This is a genomic window from Bradyrhizobium sp. BTAi1 (assembly GCF_000015165.1).
In the GTDB taxonomy this organism is placed as follows: Bacteria; Pseudomonadota; Alphaproteobacteria; order Rhizobiales; family Xanthobacteraceae; genus Bradyrhizobium; species Bradyrhizobium denitrificans.
The window spans coordinates 259,743-280,846 of record NC_009485.1 but is presented as its reverse complement, the minus strand read 5'-3'; the positions used below and the strand labels follow the sequence as shown (position 1 = coordinate 280,846).

The 21,104-nt window shown below is 66.1% G+C and carries 25 protein-coding genes and 1 tRNA gene; 13 read left to right on the top strand and 13 right to left on the bottom strand.

Going from position 1 to position 21,104, the window contains the following annotated elements; translation table 11 throughout:
* The first annotated feature begins 3 nt into the window (after positions 1-3).
* The 4 genes from BBTA_RS01330 (at position 4) to BBTA_RS01315 (ending at position 3,886) form a co-directional block, all read left to right on the top strand.
* Complete coding sequence (locus BBTA_RS01330; RefSeq protein ID WP_012040626.1) at positions 4-1,386, top strand: cytochrome P450; 1,383 nt, start codon at positions 4-6, stop codon at positions 1,384-1,386.
* A gap of 144 nt (positions 1,387-1,530) precedes the next feature.
* Complete coding sequence (locus BBTA_RS01325; protein ID WP_012040625.1) at positions 1,531-1,998, top strand: TerB family tellurite resistance protein; 468 nt, start codon at positions 1,531-1,533, stop codon at positions 1,996-1,998.
* Positions 1,999-2,215: 217 nt separating this feature from the next.
* Positions 2,216-2,995 (top strand): SDR family oxidoreductase, encoded by a 780-nt coding sequence (locus BBTA_RS01320; RefSeq protein ID WP_012040624.1) that lies wholly within the window; start codon positions 2,216-2,218, stop codon positions 2,993-2,995.
* A gap of 81 nt (positions 2,996-3,076) precedes the next feature.
* Positions 3,077-3,886 carry a glutamine amidotransferase gene (locus tag BBTA_RS01315; protein ID WP_012040623.1) on the top strand — a complete coding sequence of 270 codons (810 nt, stop codon included), beginning with the start codon at positions 3,077-3,079 and terminating at the stop codon, positions 3,884-3,886.
* 142 nt (positions 3,887-4,028) lie between these two features.
* Here BBTA_RS01315 and BBTA_RS01310 read toward each other — a convergent pair.
* Positions 4,029-4,104: transfer RNA gene (locus BBTA_RS01310), tRNA-Ala, on the bottom strand.
* 229 nt (positions 4,105-4,333) lie between these two features.
* Here BBTA_RS01310 and BBTA_RS01305 point away from each other — a divergent pair.
* The 3 genes from BBTA_RS01305 to folD all read left to right on the top strand — a co-directional run bounded on the left by BBTA_RS01305 (position 4,334) and on the right by folD (position 6,127).
* Positions 4,334-4,624 carry a YggT family protein gene (locus tag BBTA_RS01305; protein ID WP_012040622.1) on the top strand — a complete coding sequence of 97 codons (291 nt, stop codon included), beginning with the start codon at positions 4,334-4,336 and terminating at the stop codon, positions 4,622-4,624.
* 13 nt (positions 4,625-4,637) lie between these two features.
* Complete coding sequence (locus BBTA_RS01300) at positions 4,638-4,973, top strand: DUF167 domain-containing protein (RefSeq protein WP_012040621.1); 336 nt, start codon at positions 4,638-4,640, stop codon at positions 4,971-4,973.
* Between the two features lie 269 nt (positions 4,974-5,242).
* Positions 5,243-6,127, top strand: coding sequence for a bifunctional methylenetetrahydrofolate dehydrogenase/methenyltetrahydrofolate cyclohydrolase FolD (gene folD / locus BBTA_RS01295; RefSeq protein WP_012040620.1), 885 nt, complete (start codon positions 5,243-5,245; stop codon positions 6,125-6,127).
* Between the two features lie 147 nt (positions 6,128-6,274).
* Here the strand turns inward: folD and ppa are convergent, their stop codons facing one another.
* Both ppa and BBTA_RS01285 read right to left on the bottom strand, forming a co-directional pair.
* Entirely contained in the window at positions 6,275-6,811 is a 537-nt protein-coding gene (gene ppa / locus BBTA_RS01290) for an inorganic diphosphatase (RefSeq protein ID WP_012040619.1), read from the bottom strand.
* 202 nt (positions 6,812-7,013) lie between these two features.
* Positions 7,014-7,523 carry a GNAT family N-acetyltransferase gene (locus BBTA_RS01285; RefSeq protein WP_008963902.1) on the bottom strand — a complete coding sequence of 170 codons (510 nt, stop codon included), beginning with the start codon at positions 7,521-7,523 and terminating at the stop codon, positions 7,014-7,016.
* A 408-nt stretch (positions 7,524-7,931) separates the two neighbouring features.
* On the opposite strand from BBTA_RS01285, the gene BBTA_RS01280 reads away from it, so the two are divergent.
* From BBTA_RS01280 to BBTA_RS01260, 5 genes are all read left to right on the top strand, one after another.
* Positions 7,932-8,399 (top strand): DUF2269 domain-containing protein, encoded by a 468-nt coding sequence (locus tag BBTA_RS01280; protein WP_012040618.1) that lies wholly within the window; start codon positions 7,932-7,934, stop codon positions 8,397-8,399.
* 13 nt (positions 8,400-8,412) lie between these two features.
* Positions 8,413-9,735, top strand: a complete 1,323-nt coding sequence (locus BBTA_RS01275) for an SDR family oxidoreductase (RefSeq protein ID WP_012040617.1) — start codon at positions 8,413-8,415, stop codon at positions 9,733-9,735.
* Positions 9,735-10,142 carry a thiol-disulfide oxidoreductase DCC family protein gene (locus BBTA_RS01270; RefSeq protein WP_012040616.1) on the top strand — a complete coding sequence of 136 codons (408 nt, stop codon included), beginning with the start codon at positions 9,735-9,737 and terminating at the stop codon, positions 10,140-10,142. Before BBTA_RS01275 ends, BBTA_RS01270 begins: the two co-directional genes overlap by 1 nt.
* Before the next feature lie 199 nt (positions 10,143-10,341).
* Positions 10,342-11,316: a YeiH family protein gene (locus tag BBTA_RS01265; protein ID WP_012040615.1), complete on the top strand. Its 975-nt coding sequence runs from the start codon at positions 10,342-10,344 to the stop codon at positions 11,314-11,316.
* 8 nt (positions 11,317-11,324) lie between these two features.
* Positions 11,325-12,209, top strand: coding sequence for a LysR family transcriptional regulator (locus tag BBTA_RS01260; RefSeq protein ID WP_012040614.1), 885 nt, complete (start codon positions 11,325-11,327; stop codon positions 12,207-12,209).
* A gap of 39 nt (positions 12,210-12,248) precedes the next feature.
* Here the strand turns inward: BBTA_RS01260 and BBTA_RS01255 are convergent, their stop codons facing one another.
* The 10 genes from BBTA_RS01255 to BBTA_RS01215 all read right to left on the bottom strand — a co-directional run bounded on the left by BBTA_RS01255 (position 12,249) and on the right by BBTA_RS01215 (position 20,532).
* Positions 12,249-13,496, bottom strand: coding sequence for an NAD(P)/FAD-dependent oxidoreductase (locus BBTA_RS01255; protein ID WP_012040613.1), 1,248 nt, complete (start codon positions 13,494-13,496; stop codon positions 12,249-12,251).
* A gap of 212 nt (positions 13,497-13,708) precedes the next feature.
* Positions 13,709-15,535 carry a translational GTPase TypA gene (gene typA, locus BBTA_RS01250; RefSeq protein WP_012040612.1) on the bottom strand — a complete coding sequence of 609 codons (1,827 nt, stop codon included), beginning with the start codon at positions 15,533-15,535 and terminating at the stop codon, positions 13,709-13,711.
* A 225-nt stretch (positions 15,536-15,760) separates the two neighbouring features.
* Positions 15,761-16,483: a hypothetical protein gene (locus BBTA_RS01245; protein ID WP_244424292.1), complete on the bottom strand. Its 723-nt coding sequence runs from the start codon at positions 16,481-16,483 to the stop codon at positions 15,761-15,763.
* Positions 16,484-16,535: 52 nt separating this feature from the next.
* Positions 16,536-16,805, bottom strand: a complete 270-nt coding sequence (locus BBTA_RS01240; protein WP_244424290.1) for a hypothetical protein — start codon at positions 16,803-16,805, stop codon at positions 16,536-16,538.
* Complete coding sequence (locus BBTA_RS40595) at positions 16,798-16,971, bottom strand: hypothetical protein (protein ID WP_012040609.1); 174 nt, start codon at positions 16,969-16,971, stop codon at positions 16,798-16,800. The genes BBTA_RS01240 and BBTA_RS40595 overlap by 8 nt, the downstream gene beginning before the upstream one ends.
* A gap of 54 nt (positions 16,972-17,025) precedes the next feature.
* Positions 17,026-17,274: a hypothetical protein gene (locus tag BBTA_RS01235; protein ID WP_012040608.1), complete on the bottom strand. Its 249-nt coding sequence runs from the start codon at positions 17,272-17,274 to the stop codon at positions 17,026-17,028.
* Positions 17,275-17,322: 48 nt separating this feature from the next.
* Positions 17,323-17,577 carry a hypothetical protein gene (locus tag BBTA_RS01230; protein ID WP_012040607.1) on the bottom strand — a complete coding sequence of 85 codons (255 nt, stop codon included), beginning with the start codon at positions 17,575-17,577 and terminating at the stop codon, positions 17,323-17,325.
* Positions 17,574-18,989, bottom strand: coding sequence for a radical SAM protein (locus tag BBTA_RS01225; RefSeq protein WP_012040606.1), 1,416 nt, complete (start codon positions 18,987-18,989; stop codon positions 17,574-17,576). The genes BBTA_RS01230 and BBTA_RS01225 overlap by 4 nt, the downstream gene beginning before the upstream one ends.
* Positions 18,970-19,689: a prolipoprotein diacylglyceryl transferase gene (locus tag BBTA_RS01220; protein ID WP_012040605.1), complete on the bottom strand. Its 720-nt coding sequence runs from the start codon at positions 19,687-19,689 to the stop codon at positions 18,970-18,972. The genes BBTA_RS01225 and BBTA_RS01220 overlap by 20 nt, the downstream gene beginning before the upstream one ends.
* A gap of 81 nt (positions 19,690-19,770) precedes the next feature.
* On the bottom strand, positions 19,771-20,532 hold the full coding sequence (locus tag BBTA_RS01215; protein ID WP_012040604.1) for a Crp/Fnr family transcriptional regulator: 762 nt from the start codon (positions 20,530-20,532) through the stop codon (positions 19,771-19,773).
* Positions 20,533-20,695: 163 nt separating this feature from the next.
* On the opposite strand from BBTA_RS01215, the gene BBTA_RS01210 reads away from it, so the two are divergent.
* A complete protein-coding gene (locus BBTA_RS01210; protein WP_012040603.1) occupies positions 20,696-21,070 on the top strand; it encodes a response regulator in 375 nt (124 codons plus the stop codon).
* Positions 21,071-21,104: the final 34 nt, after the last annotated feature.

Here is a 21,104-nt window from a genome sequence, read left to right as displayed (position 1 = left end):
CCCATGAGTACCGCCGAGATCCATTATTTGCCGCAGGCCCGAGCACCGCTCGTTCCTCCGATGCCGCCGCGTGCGCCCGACAGCATGGGCGCGTTCCGTCGCGTACTGCTGATGGGAGAGAACGCGATCGCAACCTGGAGCCAGCGCGCCTATGAGGACGAGATCGTCCGCGGCCGGTTCTTCGGCAGCTCGAGCTACATTCTCAACACACCCGACACGATCAAGCATGTGCTGGTCGACAATTGGGAGAACTATGTTCGCACCGACGGTGCCATCCGCGTGCTGCGACCGGTGCTCGGCGAAGGCCTGCTCATCGCCGAGGGCAGGGCCTGGAAGCACCAGCGCCGCACTCTGGCGCCGGCATTCACGCCGCGCGCCGTAGCGGGGCTGATTCCGCACATGATCGCGGTGACCGATGACACCGTGACGCGGCTGAAGCAGCAATGCGACGCGCCGGTCGACCTGCGCGAGATCATGCAGCGCATGACGCTCGACATCGCCGGGCGCACGATGTTCTCGTTCGAGATGGGCCGTCACGGCGCGACCTTGCGCGACTTCGTGTTCGAATATGGCGCGCGGCTGGCCAGCCCACATCTGCTCGACATCGTGCTGCCGCTGTCCTGGCCGACGCCGCGCGACATCGCCCGCCGTCGCTTCCGCAAGCGCTGGACCGCCTTCGTCACCCTGCTGATGGCGGAGCGCCGGGCCGCCGGCAAGCTGGACGACGCGCCGCCGCGCGACCTGTTCGACCTGATGGGCGCGGCACGCGATCCGGAGACCGGTGCGGCCTTCACCGATGCGCAACTCGCCGACGAGGTCGCGACCATGATCCTCGCCGGCCACGAGACCACCGCAACGGCGCTGTTCTGGGCGCTGTATCTGATCGCGCTCGATCCAGCCAGCCAGAGCAAGCTGGCGCAGGAAGCTGGCGCGGCCAGCGATCTCGGCGATCCGGATCGATTGCCGTTCACCCGCGCCGTGATCGACGAAACGCTCAGGCTGTATCCGCCGGCCTTCCTGATTGCGCGGGCGGCCAGCGGGCCGGACCGGCTCGCGGACTTTCCGGTCAAGCGCGGCGACGTGGTGCTGATCTCGCCCTGGCTGCTGCATCGGCACGAAAAGCTCTGGCGCGCGCCCAACGCGTTCATGCCCGAGCGATTCCTGCCGGGCGCCGCGCCGCCTGAGCGCTTCGCCTATCTGCCGTTCGGCGCCGGAGCGCGGGTCTGTATCGGCGCCCATTTTGCGCTGGTCGAAGCCGTGTTGGCGCTGGCGCGCCTGGTCGGCGCATTCAAGATCGAGCTCATCGACCGCGCGCCGGTGATGCCCATCGGGGTGGTGACGACGCAGCCGGACCGGTCGCCGCTGTTCAGGATCACGCCGCGCTGAGCAACCCTGGCGCGCTTGCCGGCCGTTCGCTTACCGAAATGTCATGCGGTCCGGACCGTCCGGCGCATTGCCGGAGCCGCTTTTGATTCGCATATTGAAGATGTGGGCTCGGGGGTGGCCGGGACAACAGCCGCGAAGGACGTCATGCTGGAAGGACTGCGCCAATTCATCGCCGACGTCGTTTCGCCGCAGCAGACGCCGGCCTTTGACGACAACGGCTATCAGCTTGCCGCGACCGCGCTGCTGATCCATGTCATCTCGCTGGACGGCGAGCCGAGCGAGGCCGAGCGGCGCAAGCTGCACACCCTGATCGAGCTGCGTTTCGGGCTCGACCCCGGCAGCGCCGATCGCCTGATTGCCCAGGCCATGCTGGCCGAGGGCGATGCGGTCGACCTCTATCGTTTCACCAGCGTGATCATGCGCGAGGTCGATGAAGCCGGCCGGCTGCGCATTGTCGAGATGATGTGGGAGCTGGTCTATGCGGACGGCAGGGTCACCGAATTCGAGGACAATGTCGTCTGGCGTGCCTCGGAGCTGCTCGGCATTTCGACCCGCGACCGTGTCGACCTGAAGCACCGCGTTGCCGCGCGCCGGCCGGCCAATCCGGCCTGAGGCCCGGTTTGGAGCTCGAAGCGGAACCCGAGATGAACAAACTTTAATTTTGTTTCTGGCCGTAATCGCTCCGATAAGCCTATGTGAATTCGAAACTATTGCTTCAATTGGATCCCGCGTCGCATTTTGCGCGGCTTGCATGTTCCGGTCTGCCTATGCTCTCGTCCGGCGCGACCGAAGATTGTCTGGAATTTGATCAAATCAAAGAGCTGGGATCGTGGGTGAACGTGTCACGCTCATAACAGGTGCGTCGGCGGGGATCGGGACCGAGCTGGCCCGTGTGTTTGCCGCCAATGGACACCGTTTGGCGTTGGCAGCCCGGCGCGAAGACCGCCTGGCGGCGCTGGCCCGCGAGATCGTCACCCAAGGTGGCCCGGAGCCGCTGGTCATTCCCTGCGACCTGACGTCGCCTGATGCGGGCGACACCATCGAAGCCGCTTTGTCGGCCGCCGGCGTGGAGCTCGAATTTCTCGTCAACAATGCCGGCTTCGGCCTGTTCGGCAAAGCCGTGCAGCTGTCCCGGACCGAGCAGCTCGACATGATCGCGGTCAATGTGCGCGCGCTGACCGAGCTGTCGCTGCGCTTTGCCGACCAGTTGATCCGCAACAAAGGCGGCATCCTCAATCTGGGGTCGGTGGCCGGCTTCCTGCCGGGACCGGGCATGGCCGTCTATTATGCCTCCAAGGCCTATGTGATCTCCTTCACCGAGGCGCTGCGCAAGGAGCTCGCGCCGCATGGCGTCCGGGTGACCGTCCTGTGTCCTGGGCCGGTTCCGTCGGAATTCCAGGACCGCGCCGGTTTCAAGCCCGGGGTCGACTCGGTGATCCTGAACGTCTCGCCCAAGGCGGTCGCCGAGGCCGGCTATCGTGGTCTGATGGCCGACAAGCGCGTGGTGTTGCCCGGGCTCGGCATCAAGATCGTGCCGTTTCTGCTGCGCTGGTTCCCGCGCGGCTTCATCCTGGACGCGGTCGGCCGGCTGCAGCTGAAGCGCAGCTGATCGACGCTGGCGCGGGGCTTGCTTGGCGAGGGTCGCGCGCTCACGCGCCGTTAACTTTCGCTTAGCTATGATCGTCAGGTGATGCTCAGGCAAGACCCTTCGCGCCAACCGAACGGGACCGCCAAGACGGACGTTCGACAACGACCCTCCATACCGGCCCGCGCGGCTACACCGCGGCGGCCGGTTCTGATCATCCTGCATCAGGAGACGTCGAGCCCCGGGCGGGTCGGCAACGCGCTCCGTGCCCGCGGCTATCCGCTCGACATCCGTCGGCCGCGCTTCGGCGACCCGCTGCCGGAGACGCTCGATGAGCACGCCGGTGCCGTTATTTTCGGCGGTCCGATGAGCGCAAATGATCCCGACGAGTTCGTCCGCCGCGAGATCGACTGGATCGATGTGCCGCTGCGCGAGCAGCGCCCGTTCCTCGGGATCTGCCTGGGTGCACAGATGCTGGCGATGCAACTCGGCGCGAAGGTCGCGCCGCATCCGGAAGGGCGCGCCGAGATCGGCTATTACCCGATCCGTCCGACCCAAGCCGGGCGCCGATTGTGTCCACATTGGCCCGATCACGTCTATCACTGGCACCGCGAGGGCTTCGACCTGCCCGCCGGAGCCGAGCTGCTCGCCGAGGGCGGCGACTTTCCAGTCCAGGCCTACCAATACGACAACGCCACCGGGCTGCAGTTCCACCCCGACGTGACCTACGCGATGATGTGCCGCTGGACCACGCGCGGTCATGCCCGGCTGGACACGCCCGGCGCGCGGCCGCGCCACCATCATTTCGACGGACGAGCCGTGCACGATACGGCGGAGCGCGCGTGGCTCCAGCATTTTCTGGACGGCTGGCTGGCGCGGCGACCGGTTGCGGCAATGGCCGAGGCGGCTGAGTAGAAGCCGGTCTTTCAGACAATCAGGCTTTTCAGTCCATTGGGCTAAATACCAGCCTGGCTTCGCCATGTGGCTACGCCGGGCACCACGCTTCGCCCTTCGGGCACTGCGTGGCCGCGCCACGCGTAGCCCGAAGGGCGAAGCGTGGTGGAGCCAGGCGGGATCGAACCGCCGACCTCATCATTGCGAACGATGCGCTCTCCCAGCTGAGCTATGGCCCCAAGTCACGTTTCAAGTCCAAAGACTTGTCAAGTCCGACGGCTTGGTCACGCACGGCCGCTCGAGATTGGGAAGGCGGCCGGCAGAACGGCGCCATTTACAGTCGGGCCTCCGGCCAAGTCAAGAACGCTCACATCGCCCGTTAGCCTTGACGGGCAGCTTCCCTTGTTTGCCCCTGGGGGAACCGATATCTAGCGGTGAGCCCGTTCTCCCGCCCCAAGAAGCCCCCTGATGAAGCCCATCATTTACGTTCTGATCCAGGTCATCTCGCTTTACATGTACCTGCTGGTCGCGTCGGCCATCCTGTCCTGGCTGATCGCCTTCAACGTCGTCAACACGCGGAATCAGTTCGTCGCGGGCATCGCGGAGTTCCTCTACCGAATCACCGAGCCGGTGCTCAGCCCGATCCGCCGCCGGCTGCCGAATTTCGGCGGGCTCGACATCTCGCCGATCATCGTCTTCTTCCTGCTGATGCTGATCCAGATGTACCTGGCCGATTACGTCTATCCGTTCGTGCCCTAGGCCGAACGGCGCGATGAGCCCGCTGCCCTGGCGCCCGGCGTCCGACGGCCTGACCGTTGCGCTGCGGGTGACACCGCGCGGCGGCCGCGACGCTATTGACGGCATCGAGACGCTCTCCGACGGCCGCAGCGTGCTGAAGCTCCGGGTGCGCGCGGTCGCCGATGGTGGCGAGGCGAATCGCGCCGTGACCGAACTGCTGGCCAAGGCGATCGGCGTCACCAAGGCGGCGGTGCGAATCACCTCCGGCGCCACCGCGCGGCTCAAGCAGGTGACGATCACAGGCGACGCATCCAGGCTCGATCAGGCCTTGCGCGACCTCGTCGCAGCCCATAAGCCGACCGGGAAATAGTCGAGGCAGACGCAGGATACGCGAGGAGAACTTTCGGCTTCGCAGACAGCGGTCTTCACCCTCCCCTGGAGGGGGAGGGTCGCCTCACGGTCAGCGAAGCGAACGTGAGGCGGGGTGGGGTGATCTCTCCACGGGACCAGCATCCGTGGCTTCACCCCACCCCGCTCGCCCGCTTCGCGTGCGACCGACCCTCCCCCTCCAGGGGAGGATGGGAGCTCGCGGCAAGCATCCTGCGCTCAATGGACTGAGTTGAACGACGAGGGAGAGCAATGACCGCGCGCATCATCGATGGAAAAGTGATCGCAGCCGACCTGCGCGGGCAGGTGGCGCGCGAGGTGGAGCGGGTCAAACGCGATCACGGCCTGACGCCGGGGCTCGCGGTGGTGCTGGTCGGCAACGATCCGGCATCCGAGGTCTATGTGCGCAGCAAGCATACCCAGACCCAGGCCGCCGGCATGGCCTCGTTCGAGCACAAGCTGCCTGCCGACGTCGCGCAGAGCGAGTTGCTGGCGCTGATCGACAAGCTCAACCATGACCCCTCTGTTCATGGCATCCTGGTGCAGCTGCCGCTGCCGAAGGGCCTGGAGACCGAGATCGTCATCAACGCGATCGACCCGGCCAAGGACGTCGACGGCCTGCATCCGCACAATGCCGGCCGCCTCTCCGGCGGCCAGCCGGCACTGGCGCCGTGCACGCCGCTCGGCTGCATCATTCTGAGCAAGACCGTCCACCCCTCGCTGGAAGGCCTGAACGCCATCGTGATCGGCCGCTCCAATCTGGTCGGCCGCCCGCTGGTGCAATTGCTGTTGAACGAGAACGCCACCGTGACGATCGCGCATTCGCGCTCGCGCGATCTGGCCGCGCTGACCGCGCGCGCCGATCTGGTCTACGCCGCCGTGGGCCGGCCCGAGATGGTGAAGCGCGACTGGATCAAGCCGGGAGCGACCGTGATCGATGTCGGCATCAACCGCATCCCGACCGCCGAGGGCAAGACCCGCCTGGTCGGCGATGTCGCCTATGCCGAAGTTGCGGAGGTCGCCGGTGCGATCACGCCGGTGCCCGGCGGCGTCGGCCAGATGACGGTGGCGTGCCTGCTGGTGAACACGCTGCGCGCCGCCTGCGCCATCGCCGGACTGCCGAAGCCGGCGGTGTGAGCCTTCTTCCCGACGGGCCAAGCTTTGCTTGGACATGATCTTTCGGAAAGCCGGTTTCCACCTGTCCGGATCATGCTCTGGAGATCAGAGGCGCCGGCGCCGCGCGGTTTGCGATTCCGCGGCGCCGGGCTGACTCGAACAACAACCCTACTTCTTCGCCGCCTTGGCGCGGGCGATGCCCTCGCTGATCAGCTGATGGGCGTCGTCGGCATTGCCCCAACGCAGCACCTTCACCCATTTGCCGGGCTCGAGATCCTTGTAGTGCTCGTAGAAGTGCTGGATCTGCTGCAGGGTGATGTCCGGCAGGTCGGAATAAGTGCGGACCTTGTCATAGCGCTGCGTCAGCTTCGAGGACGGCACCGCGATGATCTTCTCGTCGCCGCCAGCCTCGTCCTCCATGATGAGCACGCCGACCGGGCGAACGCTCATGACCGCGCCGGGCACGATCGCACGGGTGTTGGCAACCAGCACGTCGCAGGGATCGCCGTCATTGGAGAGCGTGTGCGGGATGAAGCCGTAATTGCCGGGGTAGCGCATCGCCGTATACAGGAAGCGGTCGACGAACAGCGTGCCGGCCTCCTTGTCGAGCTCGTACTTGATCGGCTCGCCGCCGACCGGCACTTCGATGACGACGTTGACCTCGCGCGGCGGATCTTTCCCGATCGGGATGGCGTCGATGCGCATGGATGCTCCGTAGAACTTGAACTTTGAGAATTTGAACGTTTGAGGGTCGGACACTCGCGAGCTGAGCGCTCATATTCGCAGTCGCAAAAAAATCGCGGCTGCGCAACAGCTACCTCAATCCGAAACCTTCAGTTCAGTTCAGGACCGCGTTAACGCTTAACGCGTCCAGGGTTCAAGCAGTCCGGGTGCAATTCGCCGGGACTCAGTTCGTCCAGGCGAAGGCGACCTTGTCGAGCGACTTCGGCCCGAAGCGCTCGGACGACCGTGCGACCATGCGGCCCCCCAAGGCACGGTAAAACTCGGTGGCGGGATCGTTGTCGGACAACGCCCACACCACCATGCTCTTCAGCCCGCTTTGCGCGAGATCGCGCTTGGCGGCCTGAAAGAGCCGGCGACCGAACCCCAGCCCCTGAAATTCCGGTCGCAGATAAAGCTCGTAGACTTCGCCGTCAAAGTGCAGGCTGCGGGCGCGATTGCGGCCGTAATTCGCATAGCCTGCGACCTTGTCGTTGAACACCAGCACGCTGACGCGGCTGCCTTTGCGGATCGCGCTGTCCCACCATTGGGGGCCGCGCCGGTTGATCAGCTTCTCCAGCTCTGCGCCAGGGATGATTCCCTGATAGGCAGAACGCCAAGCTTCATCATGGGCTGACGCCACCGCAGCCGCATCTGCAGCCTTGGCCGGACGGACTTCGATCAGGGTTGTGCTCATGACGAGATCAAAGCAAGTCGGCGGCGCGCCTTCAAGGTGCCACGTTAAAGATCGGTTAACCTGTGGACTTTCGGCATCACCGTGGCGGAAAGCTGTGCCGAAAAGGGACAAATTCGCAACATGCCCATGCGCCAACGGTGCTTAATAACCGTCAGCTGCGACGGGCAACGACAAACTGCAGCGGACCGGCCGCAGCAGCCGCGCGCGCGGTGCCGGCGGAGAACGATTCCCGCTCGGCAGGACGATGGCGCTCGACGCCCTCCGATGATTGTTCGCTTTGCTTCGGCTGGGACGAACAGGCGCGCGACGGCCGCGCCAACCTGGCCGGGACAGCACGCACGCACTGCGATATCGATGAGCCAAAGAAGGGCGGCGACCGATGGCTGCAGCCCTGCAAGCAGGACCATGATGACGCTGTATTTCCTGGTCAAATATCTGCACGTCCTCGGCGCCATCGTCATTCTTGGCACCGGGACGGGGATCGCATTCTTCATGCTGATGGCGCATCTGAGCGGACAGGCTGCGTTCATCGCGCGAACCGCGGGCGTGGTCGTCATCGCCGACATGCTGTTCACGCTGTCGGCGGTGCTGCTGCAGCCGATCAGCGGCGGCACGCTGATGTGGCTGTCATCGACGTCGCTGTCGGAGCGATGGCTGACGACGTCGCTGGTACTCTATGCATTGGCGGGACTGTTCTGGGTGCCGGTCATCTTCATGCAGATCGAGCTGCGCGATCTCGCGCGCGCCGCCGACGCCGATGCTCAGCCGTTGCCGCCACGCTATTTCACCGTCTTCCGCCGCTGGTTCATCTGCGGCATTCCCGGCTTCGGGTCGGTCATGGCCATTCTCTGGCTGATGATCGCGAAGCCGTTCTGATCGGGAGCCGGCGATGACCGCTTATCCGCGCATCCTCGTGCTCGGCGCGTCCGGCCTGATCGGCCGCTACCTCACCGACGACCTGCGCCGGCGCGGCTTTGTGACGATCGGCCTGGCGCGGGCGTTTTCGGCCTCACAACGAATGTCGCCGCTGGACATCGAGCTGCCGATCATGGCGCTCGATCCGTCGGCTCTGGCAGGGTTGATCCGTGCCCATGAGATCGACGTGGTCGTCAATGGCCTGGGTGTGCTGCAGGATGGTCCGGGCAGCAGCACCGATGCCGTGCACCGCGATATCGTCGCGCGGCTGCTCGCCGCGTTCGCCGCCTGCGGCCGTAACGTTCGCTTCGTTCACATCTCGATCCCCGGTGCAGCCGAAGAGGACCACACGGCGTTCGCAACGACCAAACGCGAGGCCGAGCGGTTGATTGCCGCGTCGGAGTTCCCTTACGCGATCCTGCGGCCGGGCTTCGTGATCGCGCCCACGGCCTATGGCGGCAGCGCGATGGTTCGCGCGCTTGCCGCGTTGCCGCTCGATCTGCCGGCGAAGGATGCGGCAACGCCGTTCCAGCCGGTCGCGGTGGCCGACATCGCCGCGACGGTCGCCTGGCTGGCGACGCGCCCGATCGATGACGAGACGACCCGTGCGGTGAGCTGGGACCTGATGCAACCGCAGCCGGTCACGCTCGGCGACGTCATCGGTGGCTTTCGCCGCAGCTTTGGCACGGTGCAGTGGCCGCGCATCGCGCTGCCGCTGACGGTCCTCAAGCTCGGCGCTGTTGCCGGCGACCTATCGAGCTGGCTCGGCTGGAGGCCGCCGATCCGCACCACGGCGATGGCCGAGCTGCGCCGCGGCGTCCGCGGCGATCCGCAGCCCTGGATCGCCGCCACCGGCCTCACGCCAACGCCTCTGGCTGACGCGATCGGCGGGCATGGCGCGTCGATCCAGGACAAATGGTTTGCGCGGCTGTTCCTGGTCAAGGCGCTGATCATCACCAGCCTGGTGCTGTTCTGGATCGCCTCGGGCAGCATCGCGCTGTTCGTGTCGTTCCCCGCGACGACGGCAATCCTGACCACGCGCGGCTGGCCCGAGGGCTTCGCAATTCCGTTCGCAGCCATCACCAGCATGATGGACATCTCGGTCGGCGTCCTGATCTCATTCCGGCGGACGGCTGTGTTCGGCCTGATTGCAGGCATTGTCGTCTCGCTCGGCTACATGGCCGGATGCGCGCTGTTGACGCCTGATCTCTGGCTCGAGCCGCTCGGCGCTCTGGTCAAGACCGGACCCGCGATCGTGCTGATGCTGGTCGCGCTGCTGACAATGGACAATCGATGATGACCACCTGGCCCGATGACGACGTGATCCTGTATGACGGCATCTGCGTGTTCTGTTCGCGCTGGGTGCAGTTCGTCATCGCCCGCGACGCCGCCAAACGTTTCCGCTTCACGCCGATCCAGTCGCCTTACGGCACGCGCCTGGCGCAGGCGTTCGGCATCGATCCCAAGGAACCCGACACCAACGCCGTCGTGCATGGTGGCCGGGCGCATCTCAAATCGGATGCGGCGCTCACCGTGCTGTCGAACCTGCCGGGCTGGGGTTGGACGCGGGCATTGTTCGCGGTGCCTAAGCCGCTCCGTAACGCCGTGTACAGCGTGGTCGCGCGCAACCGCTACCGGATCTTCGGCAAATACGATTCGTGCTTCGTGCCGGACGCCGAGCTGCGCCGGCGGGTGCTCGAGTAGGCCAGATCAATCGATTGATTCGAACGATTCATCCGATATAATCCGTTGGATCGATTGATTTCAGCATGAAATTCTCTCCGAAACCGCTGGTTTGGGAGAGTTTTTCATGGCCACCCCTGCGCACGATCTCACCGCCGATGCCCCTGTCGTCGCTCATCGGGCAGATGCCCGCGCCCCTGCAACGCGTCTCTCACTGCTGTTGCCGGGGCTGGCGCTGTCCGCCGCGCTCGCGGCCGGTGCCTTCGGACTCCACCAGCTGCCAGGCTTCCGCCTGTTCAGCCCGATGATCCTGGCGATCATGGCCGGCATGGCGCTTCACAACGTCGTCGGCACGCCGGTGCGGGCCAAGCCGGGCGTCGCGTTCGCGATGCGCCGCGTGCTGCGGATCGCGATCATCCTGCTCGGCCTGCAGCTGACGGCCGCACAGATCGTCGAGGTCGGCGCGCGTGGGCTCGCGGTGATCGCGCTGAGCCTCGCTGGCACGTTCCTGTTCACGGTGTGGATGGGGCGGCTGCTCGGGGTCGACAGCAAGCTGGCGGAACTGATCGCCGCGGGCACCTCGATCTGTGGCGCATCCGCGGTGATCGCGACCAACACGGTCACGCGCGCGCCTGACGAGGACGTCGCCTATGCGGTGGCCTGCGTCACCGTGTTCGGCTCGATCGCGATGTTCGCCTACCCGCTGCTGCCGGCGCTGCTGCAACTCGACGCCCACGCTTTCGGCCTGTGGAGCGGCGCCTCGATTCACGAGATCGCGCAAGTGGTCGCAGCCGCTTTCCAGCAGGGCCAGCAGGCCGGCGAGTTCGGCACCATCGCCAAGCTGGCGCGGGTGACGCTGCTGGCGCCGGTGGTGCTGACGCTCGGCCTTTTGGCCACACGCCGCGCCCGCCGACACGGCCAAGACCATGTCAGCGCGCAGCCGCCATTGCCCTGGTTCGTGTTCGGCTTCATTGCGCTGGTCGGCATCAACAGCGTCATCACGGTGCCCGCCGAGGCGAAGACGGTGATTGTGACCGTCACCGGTTTCCTGCTGTCGATGGCGCTGGCCGCGATGGGGCTGGAGACGGATTTCGTCAAGCTCAAAGCAAAGGGCCTGCGGCCGCTGGCGCTGGGCCTCGCGGCCTTCCTGTTCATTGCGATCTTCAGCCTGGCGCTGGTGAAGCTAACGACATAGGAGCCGATGTGACGCTCGAGCAGCTCAGGATCTTCGTTGCGGTGGCGACGCGCGAGCACGTCACCCAGGCGGCGCGCGAGCTCCATCTGACCCAGTCGGCGACGTCGGCGGCGGTCGCTGCGCTGGAGGCGCGCTACCAGACCAGGCTGTTCGATCGCGTCGGCCGCCGCATCGTGCTGACGGCGGCCGGCAAGGCGTTTCTGGTCGAAGCCAAAGCCGTACTGGCGCGCGCTGCCGCAGCCGAGACCGTGCTCGACGACCTCGCCGGCCTGAAGCGCGGACGGCTGGCGCTGGCAGCGAGCCAGACCATCGCCGGCTATTGGCTGCCGGCCTTCATTCACCGTTTCCACGACGCGCATCCGGCGATCACGCTGGGGCTGTCGATCGGCAACACCGAGCAGGTCGCGGCCCAGGTGCGGGACGGCTCAGCCGATCTGGGATTCGTCGAGGGCGATATCGACGATCCCCTGCTCGCCGCGCAACCGGTCGCGGAGGACGAGATGGTGCTGGTCGGGCCGGCCGGCCATCCGCTGTGCCGGGCAGCGTCCCTCACGGTCGGCGATCTGAAGGCGGCCCGATGGGTGCTGCGCGAGCAAGGCTCGGGCACCCGCGCCGTGCTCGAAGCCGCGCTCGGCCGGTTCGGCATCACGCCGGCGCAGCTCGATATCGCGTTCGATCTGCCCTCCAACGAGGCGGTGCGGGGCGCCGTCGAGGCCGGTGCCGGCGTCACGGTGCTGTCGCGCCTCGTGGTGATGCGGGCCGTGACGGCGGGCCTGCTCGCCATTGCCAACATTGAGCTGCCCAAGCGGCACTTCTACAGCCTGCGTCACAAGCAGCACCACCAGACCCAGGCCGCGCGCGAATTCCTGCGCATGGTGAGCGCGGCGGGTTGATCGGGGCACGTCAGCGCGAGCGCAGCCACGGCTGATAGGCTAGCGCTTCCCCAGCGATGCGAGCGCCTCTCGCGCGGCGCGCTCACCGCTGTCGCGGGCGCCATGGGCGGTGGAGAAGAAATCCGGCGGCGTGGCCTCGCCGGCAAAGAACAGGCGATCGTCGACCGGGGCCGCCAGCACCGCGCGCTTGCCGGCATGGCCGGGCAGCGCGTGCGAATAGGCGCCGCGCGCGAACGGGTCGGCGCCCCAGCGCGACTCGGCGAGCGGCTTGAGGCTCTTGCGGATGTCATGGCCGAGCAGCGCCACGACGTCGTCGATCGCCTGCGCCGCCAGCGCGCCCGCGCCGGCTGCCTCGATCTCGCGGGCGAAGCTGCCGCCGTAGAAACCCTCGATGCAGGGCTGACCGAACGGGCGCAGCTGGAAGCTGCCGACGCGCGCGGTGTGGCTGCGGCCCCGCATGCCGGAATCTTTCGGCAGGTGCTCCCAGCCGTCGAGTGCCAGCGTCACCTTGTTATCGAGGCCGAGCGGCAGGCCGGCAGCCGCTTCGACCTTCGCGGGTAGCGGTGGATTGAAGCGGATCGCCTCGTCGGCGATGAGATTGGTCGGCACCGTGACGATGACCTTGTCGGCGGTCAGGGTGCCCTGCGAGGTCGTGAGGCGGATGCGCGTGTCGCCATGATCGATCAGGGTCACGTTGCAGTTCAGCGCGATCGGCAGGCCGGCGCCGTAGGCGGCGACCAGGGCTCCATAGCCGCGGCGGATGCGCCAGTTCACCTCGGTGTCTGCATACGCCTCGAAGTCGAGCAGCGACATCTGCTCCAGCTCGCAGCCGTTCAGATAGGTGCAGATCGCATCGATCATGCCGTTCCAGCGATTGCCCGGCTCGAGATAGTCGCTCGCGGGGGCATCGTGGCCGCGCGCGGCAGCTTCCGCCGTGCGGGTGAAGAACGCCTCCAGCGCGCCGATGAACTCCTCGCGCTCTTCGCGCGGGAACGCGGCCTCATAGGCCTGGTCGCGCCACGGCGGACGGGACTTGTCGATGGCGAAGGAAAGCTGCTCGGCGATCGCCACGAACGCGTTGCGGTCCGCGGAATGCAGCCAGCCGCAGCCGAGGTCGAAGGTGACGTCAGGCGAGGCCATGATGGTGTGGGCCCGTCCGCCGATGCGGTCGCGGGCCTCCAGCACGATGCAGGAGACGCTCCTGCGCTGCAGCGCATGCGCCGCACCGAGGCCGGCCGCGCCGGCCCCGATGATGGCAATGTCGATCGACGATGGGAGGCTGCTCATGAGGCGAATCCACCTCGTTGGCGTGGGCAGTCAAATCGCCGCACAAGGCGGTGTCATCACCCGGAAAGCAGGTGATCCAGTCCGCCGAGACGGTTATGTGACCCCGACGGGCCGCGGCGTACTGGATGCCCCGCCTCCGCGGGGCATGACGGCGGAGTGTGTGGAGGCGCTGCCTCTCGCAACGCCCGCGAGGTGTGAAGGCCGTGGCCGTCTTACGCCACCGCCTCCTTCTGCTTCTCGGCGCGCTTGCGCTCGTTGGGATCGAGATGCTTCTTGCGCAGGCGGATCGACTTCGGCGTGACCTCGACGAGCTCGTCGTCCTCGATATAGGCCAGCGCCTTTTCAAGCGTCATCTTGATCGGCGGGGTCAGGCGTACCGCTTCGTCCTTCGACGTCGTGCGGATGTTGGTGAGCTGCTTGCCCTTCAGAACGTTGATCTCGAGATCATTGTCGCGGGTGTGCTCGCCGACGATCATGCCGCGATAGACCTTCCAGCCCGGCTCGATCATCATCGGGCCGCGGTCTTCCAGCTTGAACATGGCGTAGGCCACCGCCTCGCCCTGGTCGTTGGAGATCAGGACGCCGTTGCGGCGGCCCTGGATCTCGCCCTTGTAGGGCGCGTAGTTGTGGAACAGGCGGTTCATGATCGCGGTGCCGCGGGTGTCGGTCAGCAGTTCGCCCTGATAGCCGATCAGGCCGCGGGTCGGTGCGTAGAACACCAGGCGCTGGCGGTTGCCGCCGGATGGCTTCATCTCGATCAACTCGGCGCGGCGTTCGCTCATCTTCTGCACGACGACGCCGGAATGCTCCTCGTCGACGTCGATCACGACCTCCTCGATCGGCTCCAGGGTCTGGCCGGTCGCCGGATCCTTCTGGAACACGACGCGCGGACGCGACACCGACAGCTCGAAGCCTTCGCGGCGCATGGTCTCGATCAGGATCGCGAGCTGCAATTCGCCGCGGCCGGACACTTCCATCGCGTCCTTGTCGTCGGCCTCGCGGACACGCAGGGCGACGTTGCCCTCGGCCTCGCGCAGCAGGCGGTCGCGGATCATGCGGCTGGTGACCTTGTCGCCCTCGGTGCCGGCCAGCGGCGAGTTGTTGACGATGAAGGACATCGACACGGTCGGCGGATCGATCGGCTGCGCCGGCAGCGGCGTCTCCACCGAGGGATCGCAGAAGGTGTCGGCGACGGTGCCCTTGGTCAGGCCCGCGATGGCGACGATGTCGCCGGCCTCGGCGTCATCGAGCGGCGTGCGCTCGAGGCCGCGGAACGCCAAGATCTTCGTGATACGCCCCTGCTCGATCATCTTGCCATCGGCGGCCAGCACCTTGACCTGCTGGTTCGGCTTGAGCGTGCCGGAGGTGATGCGGCCGGTGATGATGCGGCCGAGATAGGGATTGGCCTCGATGATGGTGCCGATCATGCGGAACGGCCCCTCCTCGGTCTTCGGCGGCGGGACGTGGCGCAGCACCAGCTCGAACAAGGGCTCCATGCCACGGTCCTGCGGACCTTCCGGGCTGTCGGCCATCCAGCCCTGCTTGGCCGAGCCGTACAGGATCGGAAAGTCGAGCTGCTCCTCGCTGGCGTCGAGCGCGGCGAACAGGTCGAACACCTCGTTGATGACCTCGGTCGGGCGGGCGTCGGGACGGTCGACCTTGTTGATGACCACGATCGGCTTGAGGCCGACCTTGAGCGCCTTGGAGACCACGAACTTGGTCTGCGGCAGCGGGCCCTCGGCGGCGTCGACCAGCACCAGCGCGCCATCCACCATGTTCAGGATGCGCTCGACCTCGCCGCCGAAATCGGCGTGGCCGGGGGTGTCGACGATGTTGATGCGGGTGTCCTTCCACTGCACCGAGGCGGCCTTGGCCAGGATGGTGATGCCGCGCTCGCGCTCCAGATCGTTGGAGTCCATGGCACGCTCGGCGACCTTCTGGTTCTCGCGGAAGGTACCTGACTGCTGCAGGAGACGGTCGACGAGCGTGGTCTTGCCGTGGTCGACGTGGGCGATGATGGCGATGTTGCGAAGATTCATGGTTGGTGTCTTCTAAGCTTTCTCAAGAGCCCGTGCTCTGTCCCCGGCGGGGCGCGCGCTTTGTTATAGTCGAATCAAGCTGTTAGCTTTGCGACGCGCGCTCGCGAAACTCGTTCGGCGGCAGGGACCGGCAGCCCCAAATAGGAAACCCGGCCAATGGACCGGGCAGACCTCACGCGTTGCGGCGCAATATAGGCGAAAAACGCCAAAAAACAATGACTGCTTTCAGGAATCAGAAGCGGGTCCGGGTGACTCGGCCGGCGGATCGGCTGACGCTTCGGCCAGCCAGCGCTGCCGGGCCGCCCGGACGTAGAGGATCCCGATCACCCCGGCGAGCAGCCCGATCGGAAGCAGCACGGACGGCATCTGGTTGATCCAATACAGCCGGCTGAAGCCGTAGACGGCGAGAAAGAGGCCGGGAATCACCAGCACGATCCCGGTCGCCATCAGCGGGCCGGCGAGACCGGCGGGCCGTGCGGCGCCCCACCACAGCGCGGCAACACCGACAGCGCCCAGGGTGAAGCCCGTCAGCAGCGGGCTGGGATCGCCGATATGCGTGATCGAGCCCATGGCGCTCAGCCCGAACAGCATCGAACAGGCCCCCGGCAGCAGCAGCACGACACCGGCAATCAGCATGACGCTCGGCAGACAGCCGCTCGCGGCCTCCGGGCGGCCAGGGGTCGTGGGGCGCAATCGGTGGTGCGCAGACAGCATCAGCACGGCGCCGACGATCGACGCGGCCAAGCCCTCGAGGAAGAAGCCGAAGTACCCGCCCATGTGCCAGCGAACGAAGAAGGCGAAGTAGATCGCCGCGTACAGCCCCCACGCGATCAGCGCCAGGCTGCAGACCATGATCAACGGATTCAGGCAGCCTTTGCCGCGCGGCCGGTCTTCGTCCGGAATGCCCTCGGGCGGTCCCTTCCAGCGCTCCTTCGGCAGCGGCGGCATGGCACGATCGGCTTGCGATTCAGGACGTTCCGGCGAGGTCATGTGACCGGCCTCAGCCCCAGCGGCGGTACACCGCCAGCACAATCATCACGAGTCCCGTAACGGCCATGCCGGCCAGGATCGCGCCGGGGCCGAGCAAGCCGCCGAACTCGTTCCACTCGCGGCGCATCAGCGCCATCACGCAGCCGAACGGAAACATCAAGACGAGCCCGCCGAGGATCGCCCCCAGCGTCGCCACCAGGCCGGCAGGCTCTCGCGCCCGACGCACGTCCTCCAGGAAGGGCGACAGCGGCGGACGGCGGTTGAACGGGTCATCATCCATGGCGGCGCGGAATCATTCGTCGAATGCCGAAGAAAACGAGCAGCAGGCCGATCGCGGCTGCCCAGAACAGGAGACCCTTGATGACATCGTCGGGACTCGGCTCACGCAACTCCATCACGAAGCATAGCAAGCCCGGCGCGAACAGCACCAGTCCGACGAGCAGCATCAGGATCGACAGGACGACTCCGCGCCACAGGCGGTCCGGGCTGCTCCTGCGGCGTCATGAACGGCTCCGCCCGCGCCTGACCGCCAGGATGATCAACACGACGCCGGCGATGGCCGCGCCGACGAACAGCAGTCCGATCGGATCGACGAGGTCGTTGCGCGTGATCTGGTTGGGAAAGATGACCAGGACGCAAGCCATGGGAAACAGCAGGATGAGGCCGGCAATGACCGCGAGCGCCGTCAGACAGCCGGAGCGCGCCTGCTGAGGCGGAAGTTCGGGGGGAAGGATCGGTCGATCAATCATGGCTGCGCGGAATCATGAGACGGACTGCAAAGAACACCATGCGTGCGCTCACCGCCGCCACGCCGTTATAATCAGCAAAATGCCGCCCGCGCCGACCGCCAGGCCGGCGACGACCCACGCCGTCAACTCCGCTGGCCAGTTCTTCTCCTGCAAGCCGAGATAACCGAAGACCACGGCGCAGGCGCCCGGCAGCAGCAGGATGACGCCGACCACGAACAGGACCGCCGTCAGGCAGCCGCTGCGCAGCTCACCCGGCTGCTCGGATGCAGGCGGCGGCGGACTCTTTTTCTCCGGCTCGCTCACGCCTGTTCACCCTTCGCCAGCCGGGCTCGGATGCCGTCGATGGCGCCGTTGCGATAGAACAGATTGTAGGTGTCGAACGGGATGATCTCGCCGCGCTCGGTGACGAAATGGATGCAGGAGCGTTTGACGTTGCCGACGCAGAAATTGAAGCGGTCGAGAAACTGCACGATGGTGACGCGGAAGACGTGCTCGTAGCCGAGATTGTCGGGCACCTGCACGGATGGCAAACAGCAGAGGAATTCGGCGACACGCTCGCTGGTATTGAGCGGCCCCGACGACAGCGAGAACAGCTCGACGAATTTGTCACGCAGCACCGGATATTTTTCCGGACTGATCGTGTTCGGCATCACCGACAGCAGCTCCTCCTGCGGCACCATCGCGGTGAGGGGCAGCACGGTTGTGCCGTTGCGCAGGCCATAGCCGATCGAGATGCTCTCGGGATTGCAGGGCAGCGGGATCATGTCCTGCTCGCCGAACACGCCGGTCTCGACGACGCGGCGGCGGATCTCCGACAGCATGATGCGATCGGTGTCCTTGTCGAAGTCGGCATTGCGGCCGGCGTCCTGCACCGGCTGCAAGGTGACGCCGCGCACGCAGCGCCATTCCAAGGCATGACGCACGATGTCGCCGATCTCGTCGTCATTGACCCCGCGCTTGATGGTCGCGACCAGCGTGGTCGAGATGCCCTGATGTTCGAGGTTCTCCAGCGCCTGCTGGCGGATGCGGCGCAAATCGGCGCCGCGAATGTTCGTGAGACCGGCGCGCGACAGCGAGTCGAACTGCAGATAGACCTCGAGCCCACGCTTGGTCTCCGCGAGCTTCGCGACGAAGTCCGGCTCGCGCGCGATGCGCAGGCCGTTGGTGTTGATCATAACGTGACGGATCGGCCGCGCGCGCACGGCGGCCAGGATGTCGAAGAAATCAGGATGCAAGGTCGGCTCGCCGCCGGAGATCTGCACCAAGTCCGGCTCGCCCTCGCTTTTCACCAGCGCGTCCAGCATCCGCTCGACCGTGGCGAGCGGCGTGAAATGCGAGCGCTGCGGCGAGGATTCGGCGAAACACACCGGGCAGGTCAGGTTGCAGTGATCGGTGATCTCGATCAGCGCCAGGCAGGAATGCTGCTCGTGGTCCGGGCACAGGCCGCAATCATAGGGGCAGCCATATTCGGTGCGGCGCTGGAAACTGAGCGGCGTATCGCCCGGCTTGATGAACGCCTTGCAGCGCCGCCAATAGGCTGCGTCATCGGAGACCAGCGTCGATTGCACGCCGTGCGCCTTGCAGCGCTTCTCGTACCAGACCTCGTTGTCCTGGATCTGGATCTTGGTCGGCACCAGCGCGAGGCAGGTCTCGCACAGGGATTGGGTCTGTCCCCAGAACACATAGGGGCGTGACTTACGCAGCGGCGCGTTCATGCGTGACCTTCGATTGCGGCGCGGTTGCCAGCATCGCCAAAGCGTAGGCCGCAATGGCGAGCGACAGCAGGTGAAACAAGGTGAAGGGGCCGACGACCGGCCCGTACGGCTTGAGGAATTCCCAGACGAAGCGCTGCAGGCCGTAGACCAGAAGCGCGAGATAGAAGCCGCTGGCGATCACCGCCGCATTCCGCCTGATCACCGCGACGATATAGGCGGCGGCAAAGCTGGCCATCGCGAGACTCTCATAGAGCTGCACCGGATGGCGCTGGATGCCGTCGCCGAAATCATGGCCCCAGGGCAGAGCCGTCGGCGTGCCGTAGGTGAAATCGTCGAGCCCGGCCGCAAAGCAGCCGATCCGCCCGACGGCGACCCCGACCGCGAGCGGCAGCGCAAAGCGCGCCCCGGTGCGCAAGGTGATGCCGTGGCGCCATTTGTAGAGTTCGACCGCGATAATGCCGCCGGCGAGCGCGCCCTCGACCGAGCGCGCCAGCCCGGCCATGCCGGAGAGCCACAGGTTCAGCGTGCCGAACAGATACGCGCCGAGCCCGGCACCGAATACGAGAGCGGCGATATAGGGCCATTCGGTCGACTGCCTGGGAAAGCTCACGCCGCCAAAGCGCGCGAGCCACCAGCCGGCGGCCGCCGCGCTGAGCCAGGCAGCGACGTCGAAGATCGCGTGGAGAACGGCGCCGTCCATGCCTGCCCTGAGGACTTCCCAAATCCGGTTGCATCCGGACTATGACAAGTTCCAGCAGGCTAAGGCAATGCTGGGATCGGATCAGCCCGTCGCGGCCTGCTCGGTCGGATAGACGCCGCGGAGAACCTCCTCGAAATGGGTTTTCACGGCCTCGTTGCACAGGCAGGAGCACTGTTTCAGGGCGTCAAAGTCACGCACAATGAAGGCGCCGCGCCGCGTGTCCAAAATGCCTTCGGCGCGGAAGGTCTGGACGACACGGCTGACATAGCTGCGGCCGACACCGAGCAAGGTCGCCAGTTGCTCATGGGTCAGCGGCACAATCGGCTCGCCATCCGTGCGGTCCATCGCCGCGACGATCCACTTCGCCGTGCGCTGCTCGATCGAATGGATGGCGTTGCAGGCGGTCGACTGAAACACCTGCGCCAGCATGCAATCGGCATAGCGGGCGAACACGTTGCGCAGCGTCTTCGATTGCAGCTTGGCAGCGGCGAGTCGCGACAGCGGCAGCCGCGCAAAGGGACCGCCGAACTTGACGACGATGCGCGTGTAGGCAGGCAGGAAGCCTTCACTGACGATGCCGCCCACCGCGCCCTCGCGTCCCACCAGGATGGTTTCGACGTCGCGACCGTCCTCGTTCGCCACCAGATAGGACGTGAGCGCCGGCCCGCATGGGAAATGCACGATCTGAACGTCGTCGCCGGGACGGTAGAGCAGATCATTCGGCGCCGCTTCGTCCTCGACCAGATGTGGCGCGATCAGCGCGTAATCGGCTGGGCTCAAGCGTCGCAGCAGATTGTTGTAGGGCCGCTCTCGCGACAGCGTCGTCACACCTTGGTTCAGCATCATCGTTCCCCGCGCCATACGCATGTGCGTGATCCCCGCCCCTTGTGTTCACAAGTGCACCGACACAGGAACTCTGATATGCTGCCTTCGGTTCCAGGAACCCGCCGGCGCGCTTACAAGGAGGCGCCGGGCAGCGGGGCCTTCACCCGGAACCCCGCAGATCATGACAAGCTCGCAGTCCAGCGTGCCCGAGCACTATCAGGACGTGCTGGTCGTCGAAGACGACCCGATCATTGCGCTCGGCCTCGAAGACACGATTACGGATCTTGGCATTGCCGTCATCAGAGTTGCGGCCAATGTCGCCAGCGCTCTCGCCATGATCGAGGAGCGCGCACCGCAATTCGCGCTGCTCGATGTCGGCCTCGTACGCGAAAAGAGCTTCGCGATTGCCGAGCGGCTGACAACGCTCGGCATTCCCTTCGCATTCTCGACCGGCTACGGCGCCGACCGCGTGCCGGCAGCGTTCGCCGACCGGCCGCGGCTGCCGAAACCGTGTCCGACCGAAGCGCTGGAGGCGGTGCTGCGGCGGCAGGCTTAGCTGCCGCCGCAGCACTTTGCTGCGTGTTTCGAGT